The sequence below is a fragment of the Methanoplanus limicola DSM 2279 genome (assembly GCF_000243255.1).
Classification (GTDB): domain Archaea; phylum Halobacteriota; class Methanomicrobia; order Methanomicrobiales; family Methanomicrobiaceae; genus Methanoplanus; species Methanoplanus limicola.
Window position 1 is genome coordinate 2,962,644 of record NZ_CM001436.1, and the last position, 25,818, is coordinate 2,988,461.

The 25,818-nt window shown below is 45.3% G+C and carries 26 protein-coding genes and 1 tRNA gene; 12 read left to right on the top strand and 15 right to left on the bottom strand.

The window, feature by feature from the left end; genetic code table 11:
* Positions 1–147: 147 nt before the first annotated feature.
* The 3 genes from guaA to METLIM_RS14180 form a co-directional block, all read right to left on the bottom strand.
* Entirely contained in the window at positions 148–1,065 is a 918-nt protein-coding gene (gene guaA, locus METLIM_RS14170) for a glutamine-hydrolyzing GMP synthase (protein ID WP_004079598.1), read from the bottom strand.
* Between the two features lie 48 nt (positions 1,066–1,113).
* A complete protein-coding gene (pyrG, locus tag METLIM_RS14175) occupies positions 1,114–2,700 on the bottom strand; it encodes a glutamine hydrolyzing CTP synthase (RefSeq protein ID WP_048146417.1) in 1,587 nt (528 codons plus the stop codon).
* A 265-nt stretch (positions 2,701–2,965) separates the two neighbouring features.
* A complete protein-coding gene (locus METLIM_RS14180; RefSeq protein WP_004079604.1) occupies positions 2,966–3,373 on the bottom strand; it encodes a PaaI family thioesterase in 408 nt (135 codons plus the stop codon).
* 106 nt (positions 3,374–3,479) lie between these two features.
* Here METLIM_RS14180 and METLIM_RS14185 point away from each other — a divergent pair, with 106 nt between their 5' ends.
* From METLIM_RS14185 to METLIM_RS14210, 6 genes are all read left to right on the top strand, one after another.
* Complete coding sequence (locus METLIM_RS14185; RefSeq protein WP_004079605.1) at positions 3,480–3,716, top strand: hypothetical protein; 237 nt, start codon at positions 3,480–3,482, stop codon at positions 3,714–3,716.
* A gap of 44 nt (positions 3,717–3,760) precedes the next feature.
* Positions 3,761–4,264 carry a DJ-1/PfpI family protein gene (locus METLIM_RS14190; RefSeq protein ID WP_245543551.1) on the top strand — a complete coding sequence of 168 codons (504 nt, stop codon included), beginning with the start codon at positions 3,761–3,763 and terminating at the stop codon, positions 4,262–4,264.
* Between the two features lie 15 nt (positions 4,265–4,279).
* Positions 4,280–4,990: a dolichyl-phosphate beta-glucosyltransferase gene (locus tag METLIM_RS14195; protein ID WP_004079607.1), complete on the top strand. Its 711-nt coding sequence runs from the start codon at positions 4,280–4,282 to the stop codon at positions 4,988–4,990.
* Between the two features lie 62 nt (positions 4,991–5,052).
* Complete coding sequence (locus METLIM_RS14200) at positions 5,053–6,117, top strand: 3'-5' exoribonuclease YhaM family protein (RefSeq protein WP_004079608.1); 1,065 nt, start codon at positions 5,053–5,055, stop codon at positions 6,115–6,117.
* Positions 6,118–6,257: 140 nt separating this feature from the next.
* Positions 6,258–8,285, top strand: a complete 2,028-nt coding sequence (locus METLIM_RS14205) for a beta-propeller domain-containing protein (RefSeq protein ID WP_004079609.1) — start codon at positions 6,258–6,260, stop codon at positions 8,283–8,285.
* Positions 8,286–8,414: 129 nt separating this feature from the next.
* A complete protein-coding gene (locus METLIM_RS14210; RefSeq protein ID WP_157202329.1) occupies positions 8,415–9,263 on the top strand; it encodes a hypothetical protein in 849 nt (282 codons plus the stop codon).
* Between the two features lie 77 nt (positions 9,264–9,340).
* Here the strand turns inward: METLIM_RS14210 and METLIM_RS14215 are convergent, their stop codons facing one another.
* The 4 genes from METLIM_RS14215 to METLIM_RS14230 all read right to left on the bottom strand — a co-directional run bounded on the left by METLIM_RS14215 (position 9,341) and on the right by METLIM_RS14230 (position 12,853).
* Positions 9,341–9,664, bottom strand: coding sequence for a nucleotidyltransferase domain-containing protein (locus tag METLIM_RS14215; protein WP_052300933.1), 324 nt, complete (start codon positions 9,662–9,664; stop codon positions 9,341–9,343).
* On the bottom strand, positions 9,630–10,034 hold the full coding sequence (locus tag METLIM_RS14220; protein WP_004079612.1) for a HEPN domain-containing protein: 405 nt from the start codon (positions 10,032–10,034) through the stop codon (positions 9,630–9,632). Before METLIM_RS14220 ends, METLIM_RS14215 begins: the two co-directional genes overlap by 35 nt.
* Before the next feature lie 74 nt (positions 10,035–10,108).
* Positions 10,109–11,365, bottom strand: a complete 1,257-nt coding sequence (gene hisD, locus METLIM_RS14225; RefSeq protein ID WP_004079613.1) for a histidinol dehydrogenase — start codon at positions 11,363–11,365, stop codon at positions 10,109–10,111.
* 84 nt (positions 11,366–11,449) lie between these two features.
* Entirely contained in the window at positions 11,450–12,853 is a 1,404-nt protein-coding gene (locus METLIM_RS14230) for a P-loop domain-containing protein (protein WP_217177986.1), read from the bottom strand.
* Between the two features lie 65 nt (positions 12,854–12,918).
* Here METLIM_RS14230 and METLIM_RS17025 point away from each other — a divergent pair, with 65 nt between their 5' ends.
* The 5 genes from METLIM_RS17025 (at position 12,919) to METLIM_RS14250 (ending at position 16,742) form a co-directional block, all read left to right on the top strand.
* Entirely contained in the window at positions 12,919–13,095 is a 177-nt protein-coding gene (locus tag METLIM_RS17025) for a hypothetical protein (protein ID WP_004079615.1), read from the top strand.
* Between the two features lie 10 nt (positions 13,096–13,105).
* Positions 13,106–13,294, top strand: a complete 189-nt coding sequence (locus METLIM_RS14235) for a hypothetical protein (protein WP_004079616.1) — start codon at positions 13,106–13,108, stop codon at positions 13,292–13,294.
* 108 nt (positions 13,295–13,402) lie between these two features.
* Complete coding sequence (locus METLIM_RS14240; protein WP_004079617.1) at positions 13,403–14,182, top strand: MBL fold metallo-hydrolase; 780 nt, start codon at positions 13,403–13,405, stop codon at positions 14,180–14,182.
* A gap of 10 nt (positions 14,183–14,192) precedes the next feature.
* Complete coding sequence (locus METLIM_RS14245) at positions 14,193–15,842, top strand: ATP-dependent DNA ligase (protein WP_004079618.1); 1,650 nt, start codon at positions 14,193–14,195, stop codon at positions 15,840–15,842.
* A gap of 66 nt (positions 15,843–15,908) precedes the next feature.
* The gene (locus METLIM_RS14250; protein WP_004079619.1) at positions 15,909–16,742 is read left to right on the top strand and encodes a hypothetical protein; all 834 of its coding nucleotides are present in this window, start codon (positions 15,909–15,911) and stop codon (positions 16,740–16,742) included.
* A gap of 65 nt (positions 16,743–16,807) precedes the next feature.
* Here the strand turns inward: METLIM_RS14250 and METLIM_RS14255 are convergent, their stop codons facing one another.
* The 6 genes from METLIM_RS14255 to METLIM_RS14280 form a co-directional block, all read right to left on the bottom strand.
* Positions 16,808–17,968 (bottom strand): Nre family DNA repair protein, encoded by a 1,161-nt coding sequence (locus tag METLIM_RS14255; RefSeq protein ID WP_004079620.1) that lies wholly within the window; start codon positions 17,966–17,968, stop codon positions 16,808–16,810.
* Positions 17,969–17,983: 15 nt separating this feature from the next.
* Positions 17,984–19,117, bottom strand: coding sequence for a DUF2117 domain-containing protein (locus tag METLIM_RS14260; RefSeq protein WP_004079621.1), 1,134 nt, complete (start codon positions 19,115–19,117; stop codon positions 17,984–17,986).
* A 10-nt stretch (positions 19,118–19,127) separates the two neighbouring features.
* On the bottom strand, positions 19,128–19,802 hold the full coding sequence (locus tag METLIM_RS14265) for a hypothetical protein (protein WP_004079622.1): 675 nt from the start codon (positions 19,800–19,802) through the stop codon (positions 19,128–19,130).
* Positions 19,803–19,885: 83 nt separating this feature from the next.
* Positions 19,886–20,983: a glycosyltransferase family protein gene (locus tag METLIM_RS14270; RefSeq protein WP_004079623.1), complete on the bottom strand. Its 1,098-nt coding sequence runs from the start codon at positions 20,981–20,983 to the stop codon at positions 19,886–19,888.
* A gap of 124 nt (positions 20,984–21,107) precedes the next feature.
* Positions 21,108–22,061, bottom strand: coding sequence for a cupin domain-containing protein (locus METLIM_RS14275; protein WP_004079624.1), 954 nt, complete (start codon positions 22,059–22,061; stop codon positions 21,108–21,110).
* A 203-nt stretch (positions 22,062–22,264) separates the two neighbouring features.
* A tRNA-Val gene (locus tag METLIM_RS14280) sits at positions 22,265–22,339 on the bottom strand.
* 219 nt (positions 22,340–22,558) lie between these two features.
* Here METLIM_RS14280 and METLIM_RS14285 point away from each other — a divergent pair.
* Positions 22,559–23,080 carry a cupin domain-containing protein gene (locus tag METLIM_RS14285; protein ID WP_004079625.1) on the top strand — a complete coding sequence of 174 codons (522 nt, stop codon included), beginning with the start codon at positions 22,559–22,561 and terminating at the stop codon, positions 23,078–23,080.
* A 22-nt stretch (positions 23,081–23,102) separates the two neighbouring features.
* On the opposite strand, the gene METLIM_RS14290 is transcribed toward METLIM_RS14285, so the two are convergent.
* Together METLIM_RS14290 and mtrH are read right to left on the bottom strand one after the other, a co-directional pair.
* Positions 23,103–24,539, bottom strand: a complete 1,437-nt coding sequence (locus METLIM_RS14290; RefSeq protein WP_004079626.1) for a cytochrome b/b6 domain-containing protein — start codon at positions 24,537–24,539, stop codon at positions 23,103–23,105.
* A 246-nt stretch (positions 24,540–24,785) separates the two neighbouring features.
* The gene (gene mtrH, locus METLIM_RS14295) at positions 24,786–25,808 is read right to left on the bottom strand and encodes a tetrahydromethanopterin S-methyltransferase subunit H (protein WP_004079627.1); all 1,023 of its coding nucleotides are present in this window, start codon (positions 25,806–25,808) and stop codon (positions 24,786–24,788) included.
* Positions 25,809–25,818: the final 10 nt, after the last annotated feature.

Here is a 25,818-nt window from a genome sequence, read left to right on the forward strand (position 1 = left end):
TTCCAATTCACATCAGATATGGATTAAATTTTGGTTAAACATCAGTTAAATTTTGACAGGGCTATTAATTGAAACCGAAGTCCGGATAACATTCCGGACATCAACCCCGCACATAAAGAGAGAAAATAGCGGATATAATCCACATATTTACTCGTATTCAATCGTTGCGGGCGGTTTTGGAGTGATATCATAGACAACCCTTGACACGCCCGGAATTTCGGATGTGATCCTGCTTGCAATACGATGCAGTGTCTCCCAGGGCACCTCCACAGGGTCTGCTGTCATGGCATCCCTTGAATATACAGCCCTTACTGAGACAATCCATCCATGAAGCCTTACGTCACCTTTAACACCGGTTCCAAGACCGATTACTGCTGCAAGGCACTGCCAGGGCCTGAACTTCTCAACAAGTTCCTCCTCGGCAATTGCGTTTGCCTCCCGTACAATCTCAATCTTCTCTTCAGTAATCTCACCTACACAGCGCACTGCAAGGCCGGGCCCCGGGAAGGGCATCCTGTGCTGAATTTCAAGAGGAAGCCCAAGGGCACCTGCAACATCCCGGACTTCGTCTTTATAGAGATCAATCAGAGGTTCGATGAGGCCCTCAAATGCAATATCATATGGCAGTCCTCCTACATTGTGGTGACTCTTAATACCGCCCTCACTCTCAATGACATCAGGATATATCGTGCCCTGAAGAAGATATTCAGCCTCTGTCTTCTTAGCCTCGCGCTCAAAGATCCTGATGAACTTCTCACCAATGATCTTTCTCTTAACCTCAGGATCACTGACACCCCTAAGGGCATTGATAAATTCATCCCCGGCATCGACCACATCGAGATTGAGATCAGAGAAGAGAGTCTTAATTCTCTCAGTCTCCCCTTTTCTCATAAGTCCGGTATCGACATATATCGAGATGAGGTTTTCACCGATTGCACGCCTTGCAAGCTCAGCACATACCGATGAATCTACCCCCCCGGATAGCGCCATCACAACTTTTTTTCCGTCTGCTTTCTCACGGATTTCCTTTATTGCACTTTCAATGAATTTTTCTGTATTTACCATAATTATTCTCCGGTATTTTTCTATTCAGGTTATTTTCAGGAAGACCTTTTACTCCTCTTTCATCCTGTAATTTTTGCATGCATCAACAAATCCAAGGTACGGCGGTGAGGGTCTTGTCGGAGTTGACCGGAATTCCGGGTGGAACTGTGTTGCCAGGAAGAAGGCATCGCTGCCCGGAAGTTCACAGGCTTCCATTCTGTTGCCGGATCTTCCGGTGAATTTCAGGCCGGCACTCTCGATCTCATCGATATATTCAGGGTTCACCTCATACCTGTGCCTGTGCCTCTCGGTGATCTTTCTGCTGCCGTAAAGACTTTCAATCATAGTTCCGGGCATCAGATCGACATCACAGTCGCCAAGCCTCATAGTGCCGCCAAGATCGGTTACGTCCTCCTGTTCAGGAAGAATTGCAATGACATTCTTTTCAGCTCCCATCTCCTCAGAACCTGCACCTTCCCAGCCGAGGACATCTCTTGAGAACTCTATGACTGCCATCTGGAAACCAAGGCAGAGTCCGAGGAATGGGATATTATTCTCCCTTGCAAACCTGATGGCGTTGATCTTTCCTTCAATACCACGGTTACCAAATCCTCCGGGGATTAATATTCCGTCCATCTCGGCAAGCTCACTCTCATCATATGACTCTGCATCAATCCAGTGGATGTCCACCTCGGTTGAGAGATGCCTTCCTGCATGGCGCAGTGCCTCTTTTATGCTCAGGTAAACATCCTCAATGCCGTATTTGCTGACGATTGCAACTGACGCGCGGTTGGTGTACTCCCTGCTGACAACCCTGTACCATTCATTGTCCGCCTCCCTCTTCTCAAGTGCCAAAAGATCCCTTAAGACATCTGCAAGGCCTTCCTTCTCCATCTCCATCGGCACTTCATAGATATCGGCTGCTGTCGCAGCAGAGATGACAGCACGGTGTGATACATCACAGAACTGTGAGATCTTCTTCTTGGTTCCGACACCCATCACAACATCGCTTCTTCCGACTATGATGTCCGGGTGAATACCAAGTTCTCTCAGCATCTTTACTGAATGCTGGGTTGGCTTTGTCTTATGGTCGCCCATATTGTCAACAGGTACAAGGGTGACATGGACAAGTGCAATATCATCTTTAGGGATTTCACCGTGCATCTGACGGACAGCCTCAAGGAAAGGCATGCTCTCAATGTCACCTACAGTTCCGCCGACCTCTACCAGGCATACATCGGCAGTCGCTCCGTCCTCAAGGGAATTGAAAGCTGCACCTGTGATGAACTCCTTGATCTGATTGGTTATATGAGGAATTATCTGAACTGTTCCGCCGAGATAATCACCGCGTCTCTCTTTCTCTATAACAGTCTGGTACACCTTTCCGGTTGTGATATTATGATCAGATGTCAGACTTATGTCAAGGAAACGCTCATAGTTGCCAAGATCAAGATCGGCCTCTCCACCGTCCTTAAGAACAAAAACCTCTCCGTGCTGCGCCGGATTCATAGTTCCTGCGTCAATGTTCAGGTAAGGGTCTATCTTGACCGCAGTAACCCTGTAGCCCCTGTTTTTAAGGATTCTTCCTATCGATGCGGTAGTGATACCCTTACCAAGACCGCTCATAACTCCGCCGGTTACAATTATATACTTCAAATGACCCTCTCCATAAATATTAGCAGAAACGAAATGTCCACAATATGTCCATAAATAATTACTGCAAACCGGAATCTGAATCATCAGATTTCCGGATTAAATCTACTCATAGATATGATTTTTTTTACAGATAAATTCGTTGATGAACCCATCTGAAATAAGAATTTCCGGGCAGATAGAATCATAAAAATGTCACAATATTCATGAAATAATCCATGTACCCGCAGGAATGAATCCGGAAAAAATAACAGAGTATTGTCAGATATTAGCCCGTAATCAGAAAAGAAGCTGAAGTCCTTGAATATACTGTACTGCCATCTTCAGAGCATGTTACACCCTCAGCAAAGATAATTTTCCTTGTCCGCTTAATAATTCTGGCCTTCGCAGTCAGAACTCCGCTGTTCAGGCCTTTGTAATAATCTGTGGACTCAGATACAGTGGCAATGCCTTTTCCTTCCTCAAGTTCGGTGAATATCGCAAGCGCCATTGCCTCATCTGCCAGTGAGACATATACTCCACCCTGAAGCCACCCTGCACCGTTTAACATATCTTCCCTGACTTCCATGGCAAGTTTCGCCTCCCCGCTGCCAAAATCCTGCACATTTATACCCATCAGGCCAAAATACGGATTTGCAGCACTGCCTTTTGATTTAATATCTTCAATATATGACATATAGTAAACCATCTCTCCCGGATCATTATATTCCCGGATAAAATGGCATTTTCGGTTGATTCCAATAAAATAACAAACCGGAAATTTATTTCCCGGACAGGATTATATGAAAATTATGAATGACGAAGAGAGACAGATGCTTAAAGATCTGCTGTGGCTCAATTCAGTTATCGCAACCGAACTGATTCAGATAACCGAAAACACCTCACAGATACTGAGAAAGGCCGATGTACCGGAGGCGTGCAGGACTGAACACAATGAACTGAGGCAGAGGGCACTTGAGATTGCCGACAGATGCAAACCTGACACAATGCTCAGGCAGCACCTGGAGAAACATCAGTAATATTATACTTTTTTAAGCCTCACATTTCCTGTATGAAATTGCTGATGGTGGTAGCACCTAAGAGATACAGGGAAGAGGAATTTGAAACACCTGCAAAAATGTTTGAGGAGGCCGGAATTGAGTATGATGTAGCATCAACGAAGGCCGGGGAATGCGAAGGTATGATGGGGGGAATCATTGAGGCAGGACTTGCGATTAAGGACGCAAAAGAGGGAGATTACGACGGACTTGTAATTACAGGCGGACTTGGTGCGAGTGATTTCCTCTGGTCGGATGACAACCTGAAAACCCTCACTGAAGAGTTTGGAAAATCAGGGAAGGTTGTTGCCGCAATATGCCTTGCACCGGTGATTCTGGCACGCGCAGGACTCCTGAAGGGCCGTCAGGCAACAGTCTTTGAGTCACCTGCATCATTAAAGCTCATCGAAGAAGGCGGGGCAAACTACCTCAAAATTCCGGTAGTCTTAGATATGAATATAATAACAGCAAACCATCCGACAGCCTCAAAGGAATTTGCCGAAGCAATTATTGAAAAACTCGGCTGCTGAGTTGAAAGAAAACTTATGCAGAATATTAAGGCCAAAGAATGCACAATCATTGTTCCGGCATACAATGAAGAGAAGAGGATTATGCCTTTTCTTAATTCATTATCATCTTTCAAAGGCACGATAATCTTTGTCTGTGACGGAACTGACAGGACACCTGATGTTATCAGGAGTTTTTCAGAGAGGAGAAAAGAGAGATCACCGGAGATCATCTGCCTCGAGTACAACGAAAGGCTTGGAAAAGGCGGGGGCATAACTGCCGGAATCCTGAACTCAGAGACGCAGTATGTCGGATTTACAGATGCCGATGGTTCTACCTCCGAAAGTGAGATGATCCGGCTCTTTTCATATCTCTCAGATTACGACTGTGCAATTGGATCGAGGTGGATGAAAGATTCGGATGTTGTTGTAAAGCAGCCACTTTCGAGAAGAATTCAGAGCCGCCTTTTCAATATTGCAATAAGACTGATTCTGAATATAAGTTTCAGTGACACACAGTGCGGCGCCAAGGTATTCAGAAGAGAAGCACTGAATGATGTTCTGCCTGATATGAAGACAAAAGGATTTGAATATGATGCAGAACTGCTCTGGTGGCTTAAGAAGAAGGGATACAGCATAAAAGAAGTCCCCATTGTCTGGGAGAACCGGGAGGAGACTTCAGTCGGACGGGCAGACGGTGCGGGAATGATTATAAGGCTCTTTAAGATGAGGCTTGGATTATCTCCATAAAATTAGTTACCCAGACTGATCTGCACCAGAAATAAATCCGGATAAAAAGGAAAAGATCAGCAATGAAAAATATCTATATTGAAGAGATAACGGTTGGACAGAAGATAGATTCACTTTTCCTCATCGAAAATCCGTCCATTAAATCAAAAACCGGCGGACTTTTTATAACATGCACAATATCAGACAGGACAGGAACCAGAGACTGCAAGATCTGGGGCAACAGGGGCAGCAGTGAGGAAGAGATAGAAAGATATTACGAACTGATTGTTGAGGGAAATATCTACAGGATTGCCGGGGAAGTGAGGGAATATAACGGTGCAATGGAGATTCATGTAAATTCCGGCATAGAATTTCTGGCATACACGGAGAACGAAAATAACCTTAATATCAGGGACTATATCTATTCGCCCGTGGATCCGGATGAGACAAAGAAAAAGCTTGAAAAGCATATCTCCGGCATAAAGGACAGCGGGATAAGAAAGATAGTCAGAGAAGCCATAAAAACGTCAGATGGCTTTTATGAAAAACCGGCGGCGAAGAAGAACCACCACGCCTACTATGGAGGACTTGCCCACCACACCCTCGAGGTTGTGGAGATAGCAGCCGGAATTACAGACTCGCTGCCCGGAATTGATATCGACAGGGACATCGTCATCGCCGGAGCGCTCATTCACGATATAGGAAAGGCAGATACATTTGAGAAGTCAGGCATCTCATATAAGCCATGCCCCGCATATTCACTGATCGGGCATATCAGCCCCGCAATAGAGAGAATATCAAAATTCAGGACGTACACAGATGAAGACGCATTTTACCATCTCCTGCATATAATCCAGTCACATCACGGCACATACGGAGATGTACTGCCGCAGAGCACCGAGGCGTGGACTGTCCACCATGCCGACAATATCAGTGCCATGTTAAATGAGGTCAGTTCAACGCTCAAAGATATTAAAGAGGGTGAATTCGGGTGGTGCAAGCCTGTGAATTCAAACCTCTACAGATTTCATAAAAAAAGAGATTCAGTTACAGGGAGAACAATAAAACCGGACGATAAGAGTCCGGCGCACAATAAAGAAGAACCGGATGACAATAAACCAAATAAAGGTCAGTCAAGCCTTTTTTAATTAAAAATATCCTGCTTTTTACGCCCAAAAAGAGAACCTGACCCCCATAACTTCCGGAATTTTCGAAGTCAAAGCCAGATTAATTACCGGAAAGATCCATAAGATACCTCAACAGATCAGTGCAGGAGTGAGACAGAATTATGGAAAAGAAAACGGGATTTAAAATTGTGATGATACTTCTCATTGCAGGCATAATTGCAGTAGCAGGAATATTTGCATATGTCCTTCTCTTCTATCCGGGGCCATACGGTGATGATGAGAACGGCCTCATCAGAGTTACAGATGAAGACGGACTGAAAAAATATCTTGAAGAATACAGCCAGGATTATTCATACAGCAGATACGAATATCCAGATAGGGTCTTCTTTGCTGATGACGTAATGGCCGAAGAATCCTTATCATCAGGCAGAATGGATTCAGGAGATTCGATGATAAAATACGCAGTGCAGGATACAGTGCCGCCGGCAGTCGCTCAGAGCCTGCCCGGCACAGTTGCGGGCGGAAGCGGCGCATCCGTTTACTCGGAGACAAATGTACAGGTCAGAGGGGTTGATGAAGCTGATTACCTCAAAAATGACGGGAAGTACATCTACATTCTAAAAGACAGCCTTCTGACAATAGTTGATGCATATCCGGCAGAAAAATCAGGCATATTATCGGAGACAAAAATCCCCGGATACAGGACTGCCGATCTCTTCCTAAAAGGTGACCGTCTTGTGGTCTTTGCAGACGGTTATGAAGAGGAATGGATAACGCCTGAGGGCAGTTCCGTCCCGGTACCTGTGACAGAGGATGCAGCAAAGGCATACATCTTCGACATATCAGACCGTTCTGCACCGGAAATTTTACATGAGATAACAATGCCCGGAAGCTACAGCGATGCGCGTATGACAGACGGATGGATTTACGCGGTAACAAAAAAGCCTGTAAACAGGTATGACTCTAAAATGCCGGTTGTCAAAGTGGACAGTACAGCTGTATCCAGACCGGAGATCTGGTGCCCCCCGGTTCCGTACAGCAGCTTTGTGATGTACACCATAACATCCTTCGATACTTCCGGCAGTGAAGTTGCAGATACGGAATCCTTCCTTCTTGGATGGGACGATACGATGTATGTCTCAGCTAAGAACATCTACCTGAGCTATATAAAGAATACACCATACTACCGCGGCATGCTCGCAGACGGTGAAACCGGGAGCAACGGCCCTGAAAGTGTCATACACAGGTTTTCAATCGGAAAGGGAGACATTGAATATAAGTCCACCGGAACAGTGGCGGGCAGGCTTTTAAACCAGTGGTCACTGGATGAATACAACGACAACCTCAGGGTGGCTGCCACAGTAAACAACTACGGCGGAGGAGAGATCAGCATGTACAACTCTGTCTATGTCTTAAACCCCGAACTGGAGATAAGAGGCAGACTTGAATACATTGCACCTGATGAGAGGATATACTCAGCAAGGTTTGCAGGAGACAGGCTGTACCTTGTAACATTTAAGGAGATGGACCCATTCTTTGTAATCGACCTGTCAAACCCGGATAAGCCCGGAATTCTGGGCGAACTGAAGATACCCGGATATTCAGACTATCTCCACCCCTATGATGAAGACCATATTATCGGCATAGGAAAATCCGCTGAAAAGAACGAGTGGGGAGGTGTAAGTGCAACAGGACTGAAGGTTGCATTATTCGATGTAACGGATGTCAACAGTCCGGCACTGACCGACAGCGTTGAGATCGGTGATTATGGTTCTGATTCAGAGGCTTTAAGGGACCATAAAGCACTCCTCTTTGATAAAGAGAAGAATATCCTCGTCCTCCCTGTATGGGAGATTGCAGATGTCCCGATAGATGAGAGTATGTACGGGAACTATGAGAAGTCATATACAAGGGAGATATTCAACGGGGCGTATGTATTCGGAATATCCCCTGAAAGTGGTTTTATCCTGAAAGGAAAGGTAAAGCAGGGTGATTCTGAAATTAATTCATATTACCGGAGCGGCCCGGAGGTTGTCAGAAGGTCACTGTACATGGACGATGTACTGTACACAGTCTCAGATGAACTGATAGTTATGAGCAGTCTGAAAGATCTGAGCATAAAAATAAACGAGGTCATGCTCAGGGACAATACTGAATACACAAAACCCCATTACAATATAGTGCGCTGATTTTCACAGAAAAAAATATCCGTCACATTTTTTTACATAGACCTGTGCATAACCGGTGATCAGAAAATGATTTAATTCAGTCTGCCGTAATTTCCTTCTGTAATGTCTTCGGTATCAGATTTTATTGAAATGTCTGAAAGGGAAGTTACTGTACGCCAGTACGGCCCGTTCAGAATGGCATATCCTCAAAAAGCCGCCTCATATTTAGCCCTGACAAATAAAAGGCTGATTCTCTTCGCACAGAACAGAAGTGCAGCAAAAGAGGGGAAAATTTCCCTTGCCGCAGAGATGAACATCCATGATGTAAAAAGCATAGAATCAAAGACACTGGGTGCAGCATCTCTTCCGGGAATAATTGCAGGCCTGTTATTCATTGCCGGTGCAGCGTACCTGTATTTAAGGCCATATTCTTCCGCATATGCACTCATTGAAAAGATAACGCCGCCTGTACTCCCGGTATATGTCCTTCCTGCCGTCATAGGAATAATACTGATTATTATCCCGACAGTCTTCTCCAGGGGCAGGTTTGAAGTGAGAATTAATGAAATTCCGGGCGATAAAAGCAGCTCCATTCTCTCAAAAGGAGTAATATTTTACGACCGCAGGAAAATCTCAGAGATTATCGGAGATGTCGGTGCGGCAGTAATAAAGATACAGGAGAATAACAGGGAATCGAAGATGCCTGTATATTCAGGCACAATGCATAAGGAAGAATACCCTGCACCATTCCCTGCCAAAATTCCGGATGAAATCAGTACCGGTGCTGAAGCTGAAGATACCGGTTATGCTGATTATGCAGATGAACCGGACAATGAGAGAGAATATCAGCCAGAGAGAGAACCAAAGAGCAGGGGGAATGACATTTACGGAAATTCAGCAGTCAGAGAAGAAGAGGAAGAAGGATCAGATGACGATTTCAGTGAGTCACTTGAATACCTTGAGGAGAAAAAACGAGAGAAGGACGATTACCTTTTTTGAAAGAATATACAACAAAATATTTTTTAGCCGGACTATAGTTTCAGACCCTGACTGAAAGAAATAAACTGACGTCAGCATCAGACCTGATATAGTATTTTTCCGTCTTTAAGGGCGTTTTTGGCAACCGGATTATCAAGCTCATCTTCTGTATAAGGAAATATGTCCACCGCTATGCCCATATCTGAAAAAATCTCCTGATAATCTTCAATTCTGGGAATTAGCTTCTTATCACTTTTCTTCAGTACAATAAGAATATCAAGGTCACTTCCCGGTACTGCTCTTCCGGTTGCAAATGAACCAAAAAGCACAATTTTTCTGACATCAGCATCTTTAGAGAGGAGATCAACTCTCTCCTGTAGCCTTTTTTCAATCAGAACATGATTCAGAGAGAATATCTCCACAGAACCGTATGATCTCTTCTGCACAACTGACTGCATCTTCTGCGTCCACCTCATCGAAATAGTCTGCCGGAATTCCACTCTCAAACCCATCAGGATACCTTGCCGGAATATAAAACCTGTCTAAAAGCCGGGCACTCCTGACAATATTTTTCGGAATATCTCTCTCCTCATTCAGTGCCCTGAATAGATCAGAAACTGAGAGACCCCATGCGTTTTTGTTGTATCTCTGAAAGACCGCCTTTACTGCTTTTTCTGCTGCCTGCTGGGATATAAAGCATGTCCATTCAAAATAGCCGGATTTCAGCGCTTCCGATGCCATCCCCAGATCACGCTCTGCCTGTGAAAACCAGTCTCCGGATCTTTCAGCCATAATTCAAAACTCCAGCCATTTAAAAGATATAATTGTGTCAGATCATTATCTGACTTTCGGCATACAGATTATTTTTATTTCCGGAGCTTTAAACGCTCACGGACTGAATCGGCATGGGCATGAAGGCCTTCCGCCTCTGCAAGATTGATCACAATATCACTGATTTCCGTAAGGCCTTCCCTGTCAATCATCTGAACTGTGGAGGTCTTGCAGAAATGCGAGACATTAAGCCCGGAATAAACTCTGGCATACCCAGCTGTCGGCAGAACATGGTTTGTGCCTGATGCATAATCCCCGCATGCAACCGGAGTATTCGGACCGACAAAGATAGAACCGGCATTCCTGACACGGTTTAACACAGACATGGGATCGCGTACCTGAATAGAGAGATGCTCAGGTGCAATCATATCGGAGAGTGAGACCGCATCTGCCAGATCGTCTGCAATAATATATCCTGAATTTTCAAGAGCCGCAAAAATTATCTCTTTTCGTGGAGATATACCCGCTTTTGCTTTTAATTCTGCAATGGTAGCCTCAGCAGTACCTCTGTCTGTGGTGATCAATACACAGGCCGAATTCGGGTCATGCTCCGCCTGTGCAAGTATATCAGCTGCCAGGAATTCAGGCACTGCCGAGTCATCCGCAATTATGCCGATCTCAGACGGCCCTGCCGGAAAGTCAATCTCTGCATAATCACGAAGCATCATCTTTGCAGCTGTCACAAAGGTATTGCCCGGCCCCACAATCTTCTGTACAGGTTTAATACTCTCGGTGCCGAGCGCCATTGCAGCTATAGCCTGTGCTCCGCCAACCCTGTAGATCTCATCAACACCTGCAATATCAAAGGCAACAATTGTTAGGGGATTTCCCGGCGGAGGCGTGCATGCGCAGATCTCAGAGACTCCTGCAACCCTTGCCGGCACGGCTGTCATAAGTGCGGTTGACGGATAAGATGCTCTTCCTCCCGGTACATAGCAGCCGATCCTCTCAAGAGGTGTTGTCTTAACACCGAGCACAATTCCGGGCTGAACCTCCCTAAGCCAGAGATCCTCCCTCTTCTGAAGTTCATGAAATTCCGAGATTCTTGCCTCTGCCTCAATCAGGAATTCAACAAGCCTGCCATCAGCCTCTTCGTATGCAGAGTCGATCTCCTCCCGGCTTACACATATATCTTCAAGATCTATCTTATCGAATTTTTTTGCATATTCATAAAGGGCAGAGTCACCGTTATTCCGTACATTCTCAATAATATCCCTTACAGGGGCACTGACATCATCAAGACTGCTCCGGCGCTCACTGACCCACGAATCTGCATCAAGCTCTTTTAACATATCCAGCAGAATTTTTGGTTTGCAGAATCAATTAACCTTTGCAGAAAATCTCCAAAAGGAATGTATTTCTTAAGCCCGGTACCGTCAGGGATTTATCAGAGATGAAGCGATCTCAGTCATATGCCGGTGCAGCCTCTTCCTGTATTCATCAACCAAAATTCCGTCCGCACGATGGTTATTGAATCTCATTATCCTGTCAGAATGTGCAATCAGAAGGTCCATGGTGGCCGCTGCAAATATCAGCGAGGTGCCGGAGAAGATTTCCCTTCTCTCCCTTAAGAGATCAGTCAGGGTACTGACATCCTCACACTGGATGCAGTTTGGCACAAGAAGATTTGTTGCCGACCTGTCCTCATCAAAGAGAATATACGGTGACTGCTTTGAAAGGGCCTCTGAAAAACCTGCTGCCATAACCATAGATCCGCTTCCCGTGCCGGAGACACGCTTTGGAGTGCCCGAAATTCCGGGCGGCAGCGACTTAAAAAAGAGGCTTATATCAGACCCGCTTATATCCCTGCCTCCGGTCTCAACAAAACTTCCACGCCCGACCGTAACTATTCCCTCCCTCCCGTCTCCCGGGAGATGGTCGTCAGTCCCTGAGATAATGCCCTGAAGGAATGTTGACTTGCCTTCGGCATTTGAACCTACAACTGCAAAAACCTCACTCTTCTTTATGCCAAGCCCTGAAAGGGTATAACCTGATTCTTTATATTCAATCTCTATGGGAGAGAGGTTTTTTGGGCACCTGAAAGCGATATTAACGCCGTATTTCGGGCCTGCAAGCCGGAAATTTGACCTGTGATCTGAAAAATGCCTCGCCGGGAGCGAACCGTCAGCAATGAATGAGACAAGACCGAGATCAGCGAGCAGTGAACGGGCCTTCTTCTGGTCAACCGAGATACTGACGGCTTCTTCAGCTTTCTCTACCGGAATTCCGGCTACAGCATCAGGCAGGCCGTCCACCAGCGAGGCCACAGTCTCTTTAAGATCTCCGGAATATCCGGACGACTGCCTGAGGGCACGGTCACTGCCCGGAACCGCTGCCGGCAGAGCACCGCGTACAGTCAGATGAAGCCCTTTTTCATCCGTAAAATTATCCGCACCGGCCATCCAGAGCCTCTGGCCAGAACCATGGCTGGTCTTTATGACTGTCACAGGTTCAGTATTGACAGAATAATGAGCAGGATGAACTGTATCAAGGCCGCCAAGTGCCCTCAGTCTTTCGTCTTTTGGAACAGATCTCTTGATATGCTCAATTACTGATGCTGTAAAACCGTCATAACCCTCAGGACTGAATCCGTAAAATTCCGGAATAAAACCCGGTTTTACCAGAATAGGCAGTGAAAACTGTACAGATGTCTTATCAAAGGAGAGAACACTGTAAATGTTTGCTCCCGGCCTGAACCTTATCTTATCCGGGATACACCCGGAATTCTGAGGAATGTCAGGGACCAGATCAGAAAGTCCGGGAACTTTTGCCGGTTTCACTGATATGAACATTGGTATTTATAATATTTGAATACAGATTGTCAGTCTAATCAGAAGAGGCAGATATGGAAGATATAATTATAGGACTGGCCGCAGTGATTATCTTCTTTATTGTGGGATTCATCGCAGGGTATTACATAATGTCTTATTACTTCAGCAGACGCTTCAAATCCGCAATAGAGAGGTGCAGGGATGACGACTCGTTTGAACCGATTATAGATGAAATGCAGGAGATTGCCTGAGGAGGAAAAAATGGACAGTATAGGCTTTATCTTTCTGGGAGTTGTAACATTGTGCTTTGGTTTTCTGTCGGGATTTCAGATGGCACATATCCACTACAACAAAAAGCTTGCCGCACTTGTGAAAAGGTGCATACATTCAGGGACCATAGCCCCTGTTCTTGTGGAACTGGTCAGACTGGGGATAGATAAGAATGAATAACCACGGTTCAGTGGAGAAAAGAGACATAATACCATTCATACAGGGAAGAACAGGAAATTGTTCCGGAATGAGATCAGTTTTGTAATCCTGTGACAAAGTAATAGAGGAATGAAGATCACCGTCCTTGCGAGCGGAAGCAAAGGGAACTGTACATATATAGAGGGAGATTCCGGGGCGATTCTGGTCGATGCCGGGCTGAGTGCAAAAGAGACATTTAAGAGGCTTGAGGAGTCCGGCTGCAACAGAGACCTGATTGAAGCAATTATTGTGACTCATGAACATTCGGACCACATAAAAGGAGTCGATGTGTTATCGAGGAAACTCAGCATTCCCGTAATAGGGACACAGGGCACACTGTGGGAGTATGATGAGAAGAGAAAGTCGGATAAAAAACTGGATTACGAGACAATAAAAACCGGGGAAATAAAATCAGTGAGCGATTTTGAGATCGAGGCCTTCTCCACCTTCCATGACGCAATGGATCCATGCGGATACCGGATAAAATACGGCGATCTCACCTTCGCACTATGCACAGATACAGGAAAGACTGACGCAAGAATAGGCGGATATCTCAGTACTGCCGATGCACTTGTCCTTGAGAGCAACCACTGCCCGGAGATGCTTAAAAACGGCCCGTATCCTGCATTTTTAAAGGCAAGAATAGCCGATGCAAAGAGAGGCCATCTCTCAAATACCGCCGCTGCGGAATGCATAAAGAAATACTGCCGCGATTCAGGAAATATCATCCTTGCCCACCTCTCAGAGGAGAACAACAAACCGGAAATTGCCCTTGAATTGGCACAAAATGCAGCTGAAGAGAACTCCTGCAATGCAGGCATAGGAATTTCCCACCAGCACTGCCCGGCAGAGACAATAAAACTGAATTAAATAAATTGCCATGAATTTCATTGATTTTTCAGAATTCTGCGACACCCTTGAATCAATTTCCGGAAGGCTTGAGATGATAGATCTCATCGCAGAAAAACTGCCAGGCCTTTCAGATGAGGACATGCCTGTGTTTCTCAGGTTTATCACAGGAAGGGTTTTTCCGGATTACAGTCAGGATAAGATCGGCATCGGCCCGAACCACGTCTATGAATCGGTGGCATATGTCATCGGAAAAAACAGGGACTATGTCATCAGGAAAATAAACACCGGAGGGGATGTAGGAAAAGCGGTAGAAAACCTTCTTGCAAAGAAAGAGCAGACCTCATTTTTCAGTGACACACTCGAACTTTCAGGTGTTTTTTCTGATTTCAAAGCCATTTCAGAGGTAAAAGGCTCCAGGTCCCAGAAGGAGAAACTGAAATTTGTAAAGCGCCTTTTTGCCAATGCAAAACCGATTGAAGGGCGTTATCTTGCAAGAATTATGCTTGGTGAGATGAGAATAGGGGTTGGTGACGGAAATGTCAGGGAGGCCGTTGCAAAGGCATTTTCTGTTCCGGCAGCGCTCGTTGAACACGCATACCAGGCGGTGAACGACCTTGGAGAGGTCGCCCTTCTTGCAAAGAGAGGAGAAAAGGCGCTTGAGGAGGTTAAGATTGAACTCTTCCGTCCTGTAAAGATGATGCTTGCAAAGCAGGGCACCATCGCTGAGATGATCCGGGAGCAGGGCAGTATTGCCGCCGAGTTCAAATATGACGGGACAAGGTTTCAGTTTCATAAAAGAGGGGATGAATTTAAGATCTACTCCAGAAAACTTGAGGAGGTCACCGATGCAATGCCTGACATATCAGAACTCCTGATGAACTGTACAGAGCATGATGTCATCCTTGACGGAGAGATCATTGCAGTTAAAGACGGAAAACCGATGCCGTTTCAGTATGTCCTTAAAAGATTCAGACGCAGACATGATATCGAGGCCCATGTTGAAAATATCCGTCTGATTCCAAACGTCTTTGACATTCTTCTGCTTGACAACGAATCCTTAATAGAGAAACCGTTCACCGGGAGAAGAAGGATTCTTGAGGAGAATGTGAGGGAATATATCGCTCCGCAGATTGTATCCGGTGACATTGCAGAAGTAGAGGAATTTTACAGAGATGCACTTGACGAAGGGCATGAAGGCATAATGGTCAAGTCGCTCTCAGCCGCCTACACTCCGGGGCAGAGGGTCAGGGAGTGGATTAAGATAAAGCCGGAGGTTGATACGATCGACCTTGCTGTAATCGGTGCTGAATGGGGCGAAGGTAAGCGCGCAGGCCTCTTTGGTTCATTCCTCCTTGCGTGTCGGGATGAGAACGACGAACTGTATCCGGTATCAAAGGTCGCAACCGGAATTTCTGATGAGATGCTGGCTTTAATTTATGACAGCCTTAAAGAGAGTGTCATCTCAGAATCAGGCAAGTTCGTCAGGTTTGAGCCGGAGATTGTATTTGAAGTAGGATATGCCGAGATTCAGAAGAGTGTCAATTATGAATCAGGCTATGCCCTGCGTTTTCCGAGGTTTATCAGAGTGCGTGATGACAAAGGTATAGATGAGATCGAGACGATCTCTTCCATCAACGAAAGATTCACAGTACAGAATGACAAACGTGGCATAAAATAATTACCCGGAACATAACGGGGTATATTAATACCAAATCACCTCTATTTTAATTCAGGAGAAATTCTCATGATTAAAAGCAGCTTAATAAAGGCATTTCTGGTCGCAGCAGTTGCATTGTTCTGCCTTACAGGCAACGCATCAGCTGTAATTCAGGAAGTCAACGGGATGGGCACCATAACCTCAATGGACAAAAGTGCCGGAACCATCAATATAAGTTCCCAGTATCAGTTCACCATATCCTACACAGGTTCAACACCAAACGAACAATGGATACCGGCAACCGAGACCGAAGTAACAGGCAATGCTCCGGATTCAAAAGCCTTTGAGATCTTTGAAACCGGAGATCCGGTCAGGTATATAATTCTTGGCGGCACAGGCGGTGATTACCTCGGCATTGCAAAGATAGACAAAATCTCAGGAGATGCAGAGATCAGTGCAATAGTCGGTGACATTGACAGGATGATATTCAAACCGCTTGCAGACGGATTTGCAGTGACAGCAGAGCCTGACCCCAACTGTGCGGAATGCAGCGGCACAACATGCACAGCATCATCAGCTGCAGTTACAGTCTCAAAAGACGGGAATATCCTGTCAGAGTCCACTCTTCTTCCGGGACATTTTGCAGATGTGACCGATGAACCAAAGACTTTTGAACTCTACATAAAGTTTGTAAAAGGCGAGGGTTTATCATCCACATGCAACCCTGATGCACCTATGATGATGGGCGGCCCTCAGGCAGTATCCACCTATATATTAGAGGTAAACCCGGTTGCTGCTGCACCGGTTCAGGAGACCACAGCAGCAGAGGCAACCCCGACAGCGACACCACAGTCAGGGATTGCAGGAATAATCTGCCTGATAGGCGTACTTGCGGCAATGGCCGTTATCTCCAGAAAATAACCTTTTTTTAATTCCGCCAGCATATAGCAAAAAAGTTACCACAGGAATTCGCCGGAAATTTCCGGTCAGAAATCAAAAAGTGTCTTCTGGGTCTTAATCTCAGGAATAAGACTGCTGTAAGGGAGCCATTTATCGCCGCCGGATAAACTGCTGATAATGTTTATACCTTCACTGAGATCCGCCGGAGTCATATAATTCCCCTTCATTGCCTTCCTTGCAGCCTCACGTATAACCCATGTGCCAAGCGGCGCCCAGTACTCCCCCGTAACTCTCCTTACAGCTATAACGCGGGCAGACCTTCTGACCGACTCAAGATATTCAAGCACAGCGAGGCGGGCAGAGTAGTAGGCCCCTGCAATCGGGGAATAGCCCTGTTTTCTCTTTTTCCCTTCAGAGTCGGAGACTATTGTTGCAGATTCACTCCCTGACCAGAGACTGCTCTTCTCCCATATTTCAGTCATCTCATAGCGCCAGTCACCGGGAATGAGCATAACCGCCATATTATTGCCATGAATGCACCCGTTAAAAACCCTGATCTCTTCGAGGGGCAGGTAACCGGAAATATTCTTTTTGAGAACTCCGGAGATGGTATCATCAACTGCGGTTATGCTCCATCTTGTCGGAACGATACGCCTCTTAACCCCTAAAAGTCCTGACGAGAGAAGATTCTGGATATAATGCAGATCAGTGCCACCCCTGTACAGTTCAGCGATGGCGTCATTAGCCTTCAGGTCAGTATCCGAGGTAATTCTGTCAACAACCCGGGGGACAAGAGCGTTGTCAATGACAGACATATCAGATACAACACCTGAAAGTCCTACAGGGGCCAAAACACCATCAAAGCGGAGATCAAAACGGACAGGTTTTACAAAAGCCACCTCAACATCAACCGGCCTTGACGAGAGGGCGATCTCCTGAATTGAACCGCTGAGGTTTTTCTCACCGGAATTACCCCTGATTGTCCCGGATCTTATCCTGACAATGTCATCTATTGAGTAATTGCCGGAGACCCAGTGCTCAGGGTTGTCATTCTCACGCGAGAGCAGAGGGCCTCCGGAGACATCGGGATAATTCTTTGAACCTACAAAGACAGACGGGCTTTCACCCATATACTCTTTGACAGGTTTTGTATCTCTCCGGGCATAAAAACGGCTCATTACAGGACATTTCGAGAGGCCGCAGAGACCTTTGCCCTTGCACTTTATGCAGAGATTCGCTGATTGCATACCTGAGTTCCCAAATTATCTCTCATCCACGACTATATCGGCAAAATTACCCAGAAGTCCGGCAACAAGAGAGCAGAGTTCGTCCCATGAATATTCCCTTTCAAGGTCCAGTTTTCTGCCAAGGTATCTGCCGGCATCGTCATCACGCATACCCCTGCACCTGAATATAACTGAATTTTCCGGATAGTTATGCCCGATGATCCCGTCTGAGTCACCGTCAGTGATGCCGATAACCGGAATTCCAGGATATGAGCATATATTCCCGCATACTGCCGTTGTGTCGTCCCCGACTGTAATCACACCGCAGATTTCCCCGTCCCTGATCATTCTGTACAGAGCTGCGGCATCGTGATCAATCAGAATAATTTTGCCAAAACTTCTTCCTGTACCGCCTTTTAGCGGCTTTTTGGTGCGGACAGGCCCGCTCTTTACCCATGCATCCCCAAGCCTGAAACCGGGTTCAGGCTTTAGCTTTTCGATACCATGCGCTTTGAACTCAATGCCCGATACTGCCGTCAGTTCTCTGCCGTCATAACTGATCACAGCCTCAGTACGGGTTGCACGGCCGATCACAGTTCCGTTCAAAAATACGGGTTCTCCGGGAAGAAGCCCGCGAATGACCCTCTCCTCCGGAATTTTCTCCGGATGCAGATTATCGGAGCCGGAGAGAGGCCTTTCCGTATAAACTGTATTACCGGAAACTGAATCCACAGGGGCAGGTGTTAACGGTTCTCTTTTCATTACCGGAAATCCGGTCAGGGATGAGAGCCGCCCGGCAGTCTCTTCATCGCCGCCGCCCCAAATATATACAATTCCCGGCGTGCACTCGGCCTGGATAAAACCCCTGCCTCCGAGACGGCCGGATATTATTTCGCCAAATACTCTCCCTGAGGTTTCACATTTTGCACGGTTGAGAAGAAATACACCTGGTTTTTCTGATATGCCATCCAGAATTTCAGAAGGTTTCTTACCCGGCCACTCATATTCAAGCCCTGACTCTTCCGCTGCTGTGCCGGCCATAACTCCGGCAACGACAACTCTCACCGGATAATCTCCAATAAGGGAGATTATCTGCGATACATCACCCCGGTCAAAGGGTTCAGGCCCGTGAACTATTATAAGATATCCGTCATCAGGTAAAATGGACATAATTAAAGGGTTAGATTATTTTATAGTCACCGATTCCGGCCACCAGATCTCCGGATGACGGGTACCATCCTTTCACAGGCGGGTTCAGGCTCAGGCTTACAGTATCGGTGAAAGAATTGGACTTTTCAGAGAAGAAGTCCCAGCTATTCTTTCCGGTAAGCTCAATCCCAATGTCAATCCTGGCATCTGAACCGGAGCTGCATTCTGCATAGATGTAAGTATTGTATTTTATTGCGGATCCAAAGACCTCAATATCCTCTTTCGGTAAAAGGGTATATGCAGAACCTACCGGATTTTCTGTATCAATCAGACTTCCGGCAGAAACTTTTATTCCAAAATCAGTTGTTCTTAACTCATCAGCCGTTATCTTAAGCATAGTACTACCTTTGGAGCCGAAGAGTTCGATATCCCATCCGGCAGGAATACCTGTCCCTTTACCTTCAAGTATTGCCGCACCAACAGGAGATCTGTCACTCAGTGAAGGGAGAGGTATGAATAACTCAACGTCTTCAGCCACTGCCCCGCCAGTATCTATCGAGACGGTGTATTCATATGTGCTCTGCGGAGTTATGCCCAGAATATGAAAACCTCCGGGGTAGATGAAACCTGCGAGCATAATTATCAGAAGCGATACAGCCGTCAGTGATGCTATTGTAATTAGTAAATATCCGGAATCCTTATTCATAGAGAACCATTATCCTATGCCGGATAAGTAAATATATCCGGCAGCATGTTATTATTGAGAACCGGCAGGAGATAAATATGCCATCAGCCCCTCTTTTCCATATTTGCAATGAGGACGTGGATGTTGTGCTTACCGTCCTGTTCAGCAAAGATTGAGCTGTAGTTAGGGGCAGTCATGCCAAGCGCCCGGTCTATTGCCTCATTAAGCCTTTCTTTTGTGAGTTTATTGCCCTCGATGATGATTCCTGCCCCAATCTCCTCAATCTTACGGGCGTTATTCCACTGTTCCGGGTGGTAAGGATCGATTATCATCACACAGGGTTTTCTGAATAAAAGAGCCTCGTGAAGGGTTGTCAGGCCGCCGTGAACTATTGCGATTCTTGCCTTTGAGAGGTGTTCATAGATGTCAGATACATAACCGAATGTTTTGAAGTTATCAGATTCCTCAGGAAGACCGTCGGAAGTGGAAAATACTTCAAAGGTCTGAAAGGGCCTCTCCTCCGCAATTTCCTTTAAGATACTGTACATCGGAATCTTAAACGGCTCTCCGCCGAATGAAGCAAATATTGTTCCGTTTGAGAAGCTGTAATCCGAAAGCTCAATGTCCATTAGAGGACCGACGAATTTATAGCGGTCTTTATCCTCCTCTTCGATCTCAAGGTTGTAACCGGAGATGGTATGCGGCGGTGCAAAATCCGGAACAATAACGCTGTCAGGGATTTCAAGATATTTCTCAATGATCCTGCCAAGGACGCTCCAGTATGTTGAATTGTTGTCAGATGCGGTTGCAAACCGGTTCTGGTTTGTGATGAAGAGCGAATGCACCCTCTCAAGCCTTGCAGCAGTCAGGGCCGCATACATTGTGTCAGAGATGACAAGGTCAATGGAATTGTCGATGATCAGTTTTCTGACATGCCTTAAAGAACGTGCGAGAGCAATTGGTACACTTTTTGAGGACCATAATGTCTTTGAAAGGCTGAAATACCCGTTTTCACCGTCAAGCTCAACTTCCCTGAAGGTCTCTATGACGTGGAACTCACCCTGATTTTTTATAAATTCATAGGCTTTGCCATATGAAGCAAGATGACATTCATGCCCGAATCCTTTCAGGTAGCGTGCAAGTCTTGATGAACGGGAGGCATGGCCGAGACCCTCACCGCAGATTACAAAAAGTATCTTCATTTGATCACAGATTAATTGTATATTCGTGGTCTATCCCGATTGGCGGGATTAAACCTCATATCTGAAATATATATGAAGGCATTATCAAAAAAGCCTTTTTAATGGATATTATATATGGATGATCTCACCGCATAACTGTGATCTCCGGTTTCCATGAAGGATCTACATATGAAAGGATTACTGCGTTTTTATTCCCGGAATTACGGTATGACTTCGGGCAGTCTGACGGGACATATACAGCCTGACCTTCATCTGCGCATATTTCAATGCCTCCGGAACTATTCAGGCAGATGCTTCCGCTTACGACATATATCAGTTCTGATGCACCTAAAAGTGTATTCTCATCAATTCTTCCGCCCGGAATTAATTCTGCATATGCAAGGCTGTAATCCACAGGGAGGTCAGGGTGCCTGTCTGCCATTAGTTCTGCATTAAATATGGTGTATATGAGTGTTCCGGAGTCATAGTCCCATTCTATTCCTTCAGAGAGATCGGTAACTATAATCCCGCCAGCACCTCCGGAAGAGTCCTTTTCATCATTCCGGGCTTCAACGGGCAGTTCTGTTTCCAGGACCTCATTTTGAGGATCATATACCGGTTCTGTTGATGTCAGATAGACAAGATCTCCGGATTTATTGTTGTAAACCGACTGGAGTGTGCCTTCCCTGATAAGTACCGCATCTCCGGTATTCACCTCAGTAGCAGAACCGGGAGTTTTTATGAGCGCAGTTCCTCCGGTAACAAAGATCATCTCAGATGTATTCATAAGCCTGTGTGGCGGTGTTCCTTTTCCCGGAGGTATAGTTACAAGGCCGAGGCTGAAGTTGCTGCTGACATAATACCCCAGATTCATAATATCCTCCGGGTGAAAAATCCGGATAACAGAACCTTCGTCTGAAAATAATGGCGTTGAAATCGTATTTGATAAGTCAAACCTGTACAGGCCGCCTATAGTTTTCAGGCCGGCGTCCGGAGATTTAGCATATGTATTATCGGCTGTCTTTTCTGAGATACACCCACAGGCGGTGATCATCAGGAAGAGGCACATAATAAGAAAAAACCCGAACTTTCCATCCATGTATTTCTCTTATACCGGATTGGAAATAAGACTTACATAATCTAAAACAGGAAATGTGTGCAATTAACTTCAGAAATGTAGAGAATTTTCGGTGCATATAAATTCAGGCATCCGACAGTCCGGAATGCAGAACAGAAAGATAAAAGAGATCAGGGGATGTACAATTTTAGAACTGAAAGAAAAATCAAAAACAGAAATGTTAGTGGGCTCGTTGAGATTCGAACTCAAGACCTCCGCCGTGTCAAGGCGACGTCATAAACCAGCTAGACCACGAGCCCTGCTTTAACACCGTGGTGCTCTATAATATCTGTATCCGGATCTATATAAACAATTCTTTTTTAATCCGGAATTTTGGCAGGAAAAACACATCCGGAGGGATTAACTGCAACATTCAGAAATACGCAGATATTCTTTTAAATACTAAAAAATAACCCAATAATAATGAAATTCATGGAATTAAAGAATAATAAGCAGCATAAAGTATACAGGATGGTCTCTTGACAGACGATTTTTTAACAGACGGCATATGCCTAAGGAGGCAAAAACACGCGAGGGAAGACGGGTGGCTCTGTGAACTTGTCTCAGATATATATGATGACGAACCTTTCACCGGCATTCATACATATATTGTTTCAGTCAGTCCGGGAAGGTCGAGGGCCAACCATTACCACAGAAAAAAGGAGGAATGGATTGCCATCACCTCCGGAAAGATTATTCTCTCTCTCGAATGGATTGACAAAGAAAGAGAAGAAGTAGAAGAAGAAACTGTAAGAAAAGTAAGTACCGGTAAAATTACGGAAGAAAATAAGATTGGGGATAAAATTAAAGAGGAGAGAGAAAAGATGAGAGCTGACATTATTCTGGATGCTGATGATAAATCCGGAGAATGCAGATTAATCCACATAGAGCCGTTTGTTGCCCACAGTATAACAAACATCGGTGACAGAAATTCATCCGTTGTTGTATTCAGCAGAAATCCGGAGGACAAAGAGGATACAATACCCCATATAATCAGATAAAAAAGCGAATTCAGCCCCGGGATTATATGCAGATCCAGAAATACTTCAGGTATTCGGGAGACTTAAGTACCCTCCAGTCAGACGGAATATGGATATGATTCCCTTTAAAGAACTCATATCCGGGTTCACCGCATTCGTACACAAACCCGCACCTGTTATACCCGGAATCTCTGTCAATGCTCTCGACAAAGTAGCTCCTTACAACCTCCGCCGTTCCTATGCTGTCATACCATTTCAGCGTATAACTGAGATATCCCAGATCACCAAGTGTCATAACAGCATCAATCGCTGTCACAACACCGTCCCTGAAGGTGTCATTCCTGAGATTATGGGCATAAACCTCAACTGAACCATAATTATAGATATTCGTCCTTCCCTCAATGATAACCCGCGGAATGATAACCCTGCCCCCGTTCTCATCCTTTCGCATAATTTCGGTTCTGAAAACCTCATATCTCTCCTCCAGTTCATCCGGACTTACCCTCACCATTCTAAGAATTGCACCCTCCTTCCACGGGTACTCATCCATTCTCTGGTAATTTATCTCTCCAAAAGGGACAGATGTATAACCGCCGTCATAATATCCCTCATACCACCAGTTCCTGCTCCCTTTAAGAGAATCTATTACATTTGTCTCCATCTCCGGGTCATAATGATACTTCAGATCAAGCCCTTTCTTGTCAGAAACCATTACAAGAGCATCAAACATGGAATACTTACCCTCCTGAAAGATGTCAGGCCTTGACTGTGACATTAAGAGAGAATCGACACTGTAAACAACCCCGTCGATCTGAACAGAATTACCCGGCTCTTCAGTCAGATTATACACAAAACCGGATTCAAACGCAAACGCTGCAAGAAGAAGAGCCGCCAGGAACAGAAATGAAGAGAGGTTCTGAACAAAGGAGGATTTTTTCTTTCTGTGCAGTAACAGTTTTAGGCCCGCAGCCATATGAACGGAAAATGCTATATAAAAAATATTGTCAGCAATAACATGATTTGAAAGGCTGAATGGTTCCTTCAAAACAAAATAATAGTCAAATCCGCTTATAAATACAAATAAACCTGAGATTAAAATAATTATACCCGACACTCTCAATACCAGGATAATAAAAGAAATCCCTGATATTTTTCGCACTAAAAGAGAATTAAAGCCCTTTTTCCAGTTATATTTTACAAGGAAAGTATATACATAAACATGATACAGAAGCAGTACTGCAAATAAAACTGAGAGAATCACATGAACAACTGTTGGAACAGGCTGACTTTCGGTTCTTGTGAGCAGATATCCGGTGACAAACGCAAGAAATGTCATTACAAATAAAAGCCATGAAAATTTTCTGTCCGCAAGAATCAGCTTTTTCCTGAAAGAACTTCTTCTCCGGAATACTCCAATCTCTTCTTTTTCCTTTGATTCAGATAAGTTATTACTCCGGATTCCACGCATCTTTCCCTTCATATGTGATGAAGACCTCCCACCAGATTTCGGAATTTTCTTCCTTCAGATGAGATAATAGCCCCGGAGACAATTAAAAGATACACATTACTGTCGGGAAATGATCAAATAAAATTAAGCAGATGCACAATATTAGCAATCAGAAAAAACAGCTGCACCCGGCTCATCAAAATTCCGGATACAAATTTTTTGGAATTCAGATAATTAATTATCTGATTTTCAAAAACTAAAAAAATATTTTTTAGGGTTTTATACCAGATGGAAGAGTGGATGTGTATCCACCTGTGGCTCAAGGCCAAACTCCTTGGCTGCCTCAGCAAGTACGATATCTGAGAATGCGATTGCAGTGGATGCACCTTCACAGTTCTCGATAGGTCCGTACATGATAAGATCTGCACCAAGGGTTGCAGCCATAATGTTACAGCCAATGTCAGGTGCTGCCCATGCAGTCTGCCTGATACCCTCGAATCCGCCAAAGTGGTGGTGTGACATCTGTTCCATAAGAAGATCTTTGCCGACATACTGCTCAGCAAGAACATTCTTTCTCCAGCGCTTAAGCCATGTCCATGACACTGTCATGTTGTGGTATGCACCGCCGGTTGGGAGACCATGGATTGCCTTGCATGCAAGAATCTCACGGAATGAACCGCCTGAACCAATACCGAGCGGTGTTGCTGCGGTATCAAGAATAGGGCGTGTAATTCCGCACTCTTCTGCAATCTGAAGCATGGATTTTTCCTGACCTGCAACGCCACCCTCTGCAAGTACTGCCTCACGTCCCCTGACGGTTGGGTCACCAGGGTTGAATGCAAGAACAATAGCTGCATTGACATCACTGTTCTTTAAAGCCTCGATATTCTCAGGGCCGATTGAACCGTTGATGGAGTTGTAGATTGCACGGTCTGCAAGACCGACTTCTGTTACATACTCACATGCATGTGCAAGTGCCGGAGGATTTGAAGAATCCATTAAGAACGCGGTCTTGTTGTCAACTGAATCAAACCAGCTGAAATAGCTCTCAAATGCTTCCGATGTCTCAGAGATGATCTGGATAAAGTGTGGAACTCCTGTAATATCAGAGAGTTCAAGACACCTGTTCCAGAGAGCCTCTGCACGATCCTTGTCAATTATTCCCTTCTCATCATCAATAACTGTCTCGTGCTTGTTATAAAAGATGGAAGCGCCGAGCACCCTCGGATATTCTCCGGGCTGCCCGCCGATCTTGGTACCATTAAAGTCGTGTACCGTCTGCTCTTTCTCGAATTTGAACATTTTTGTCACT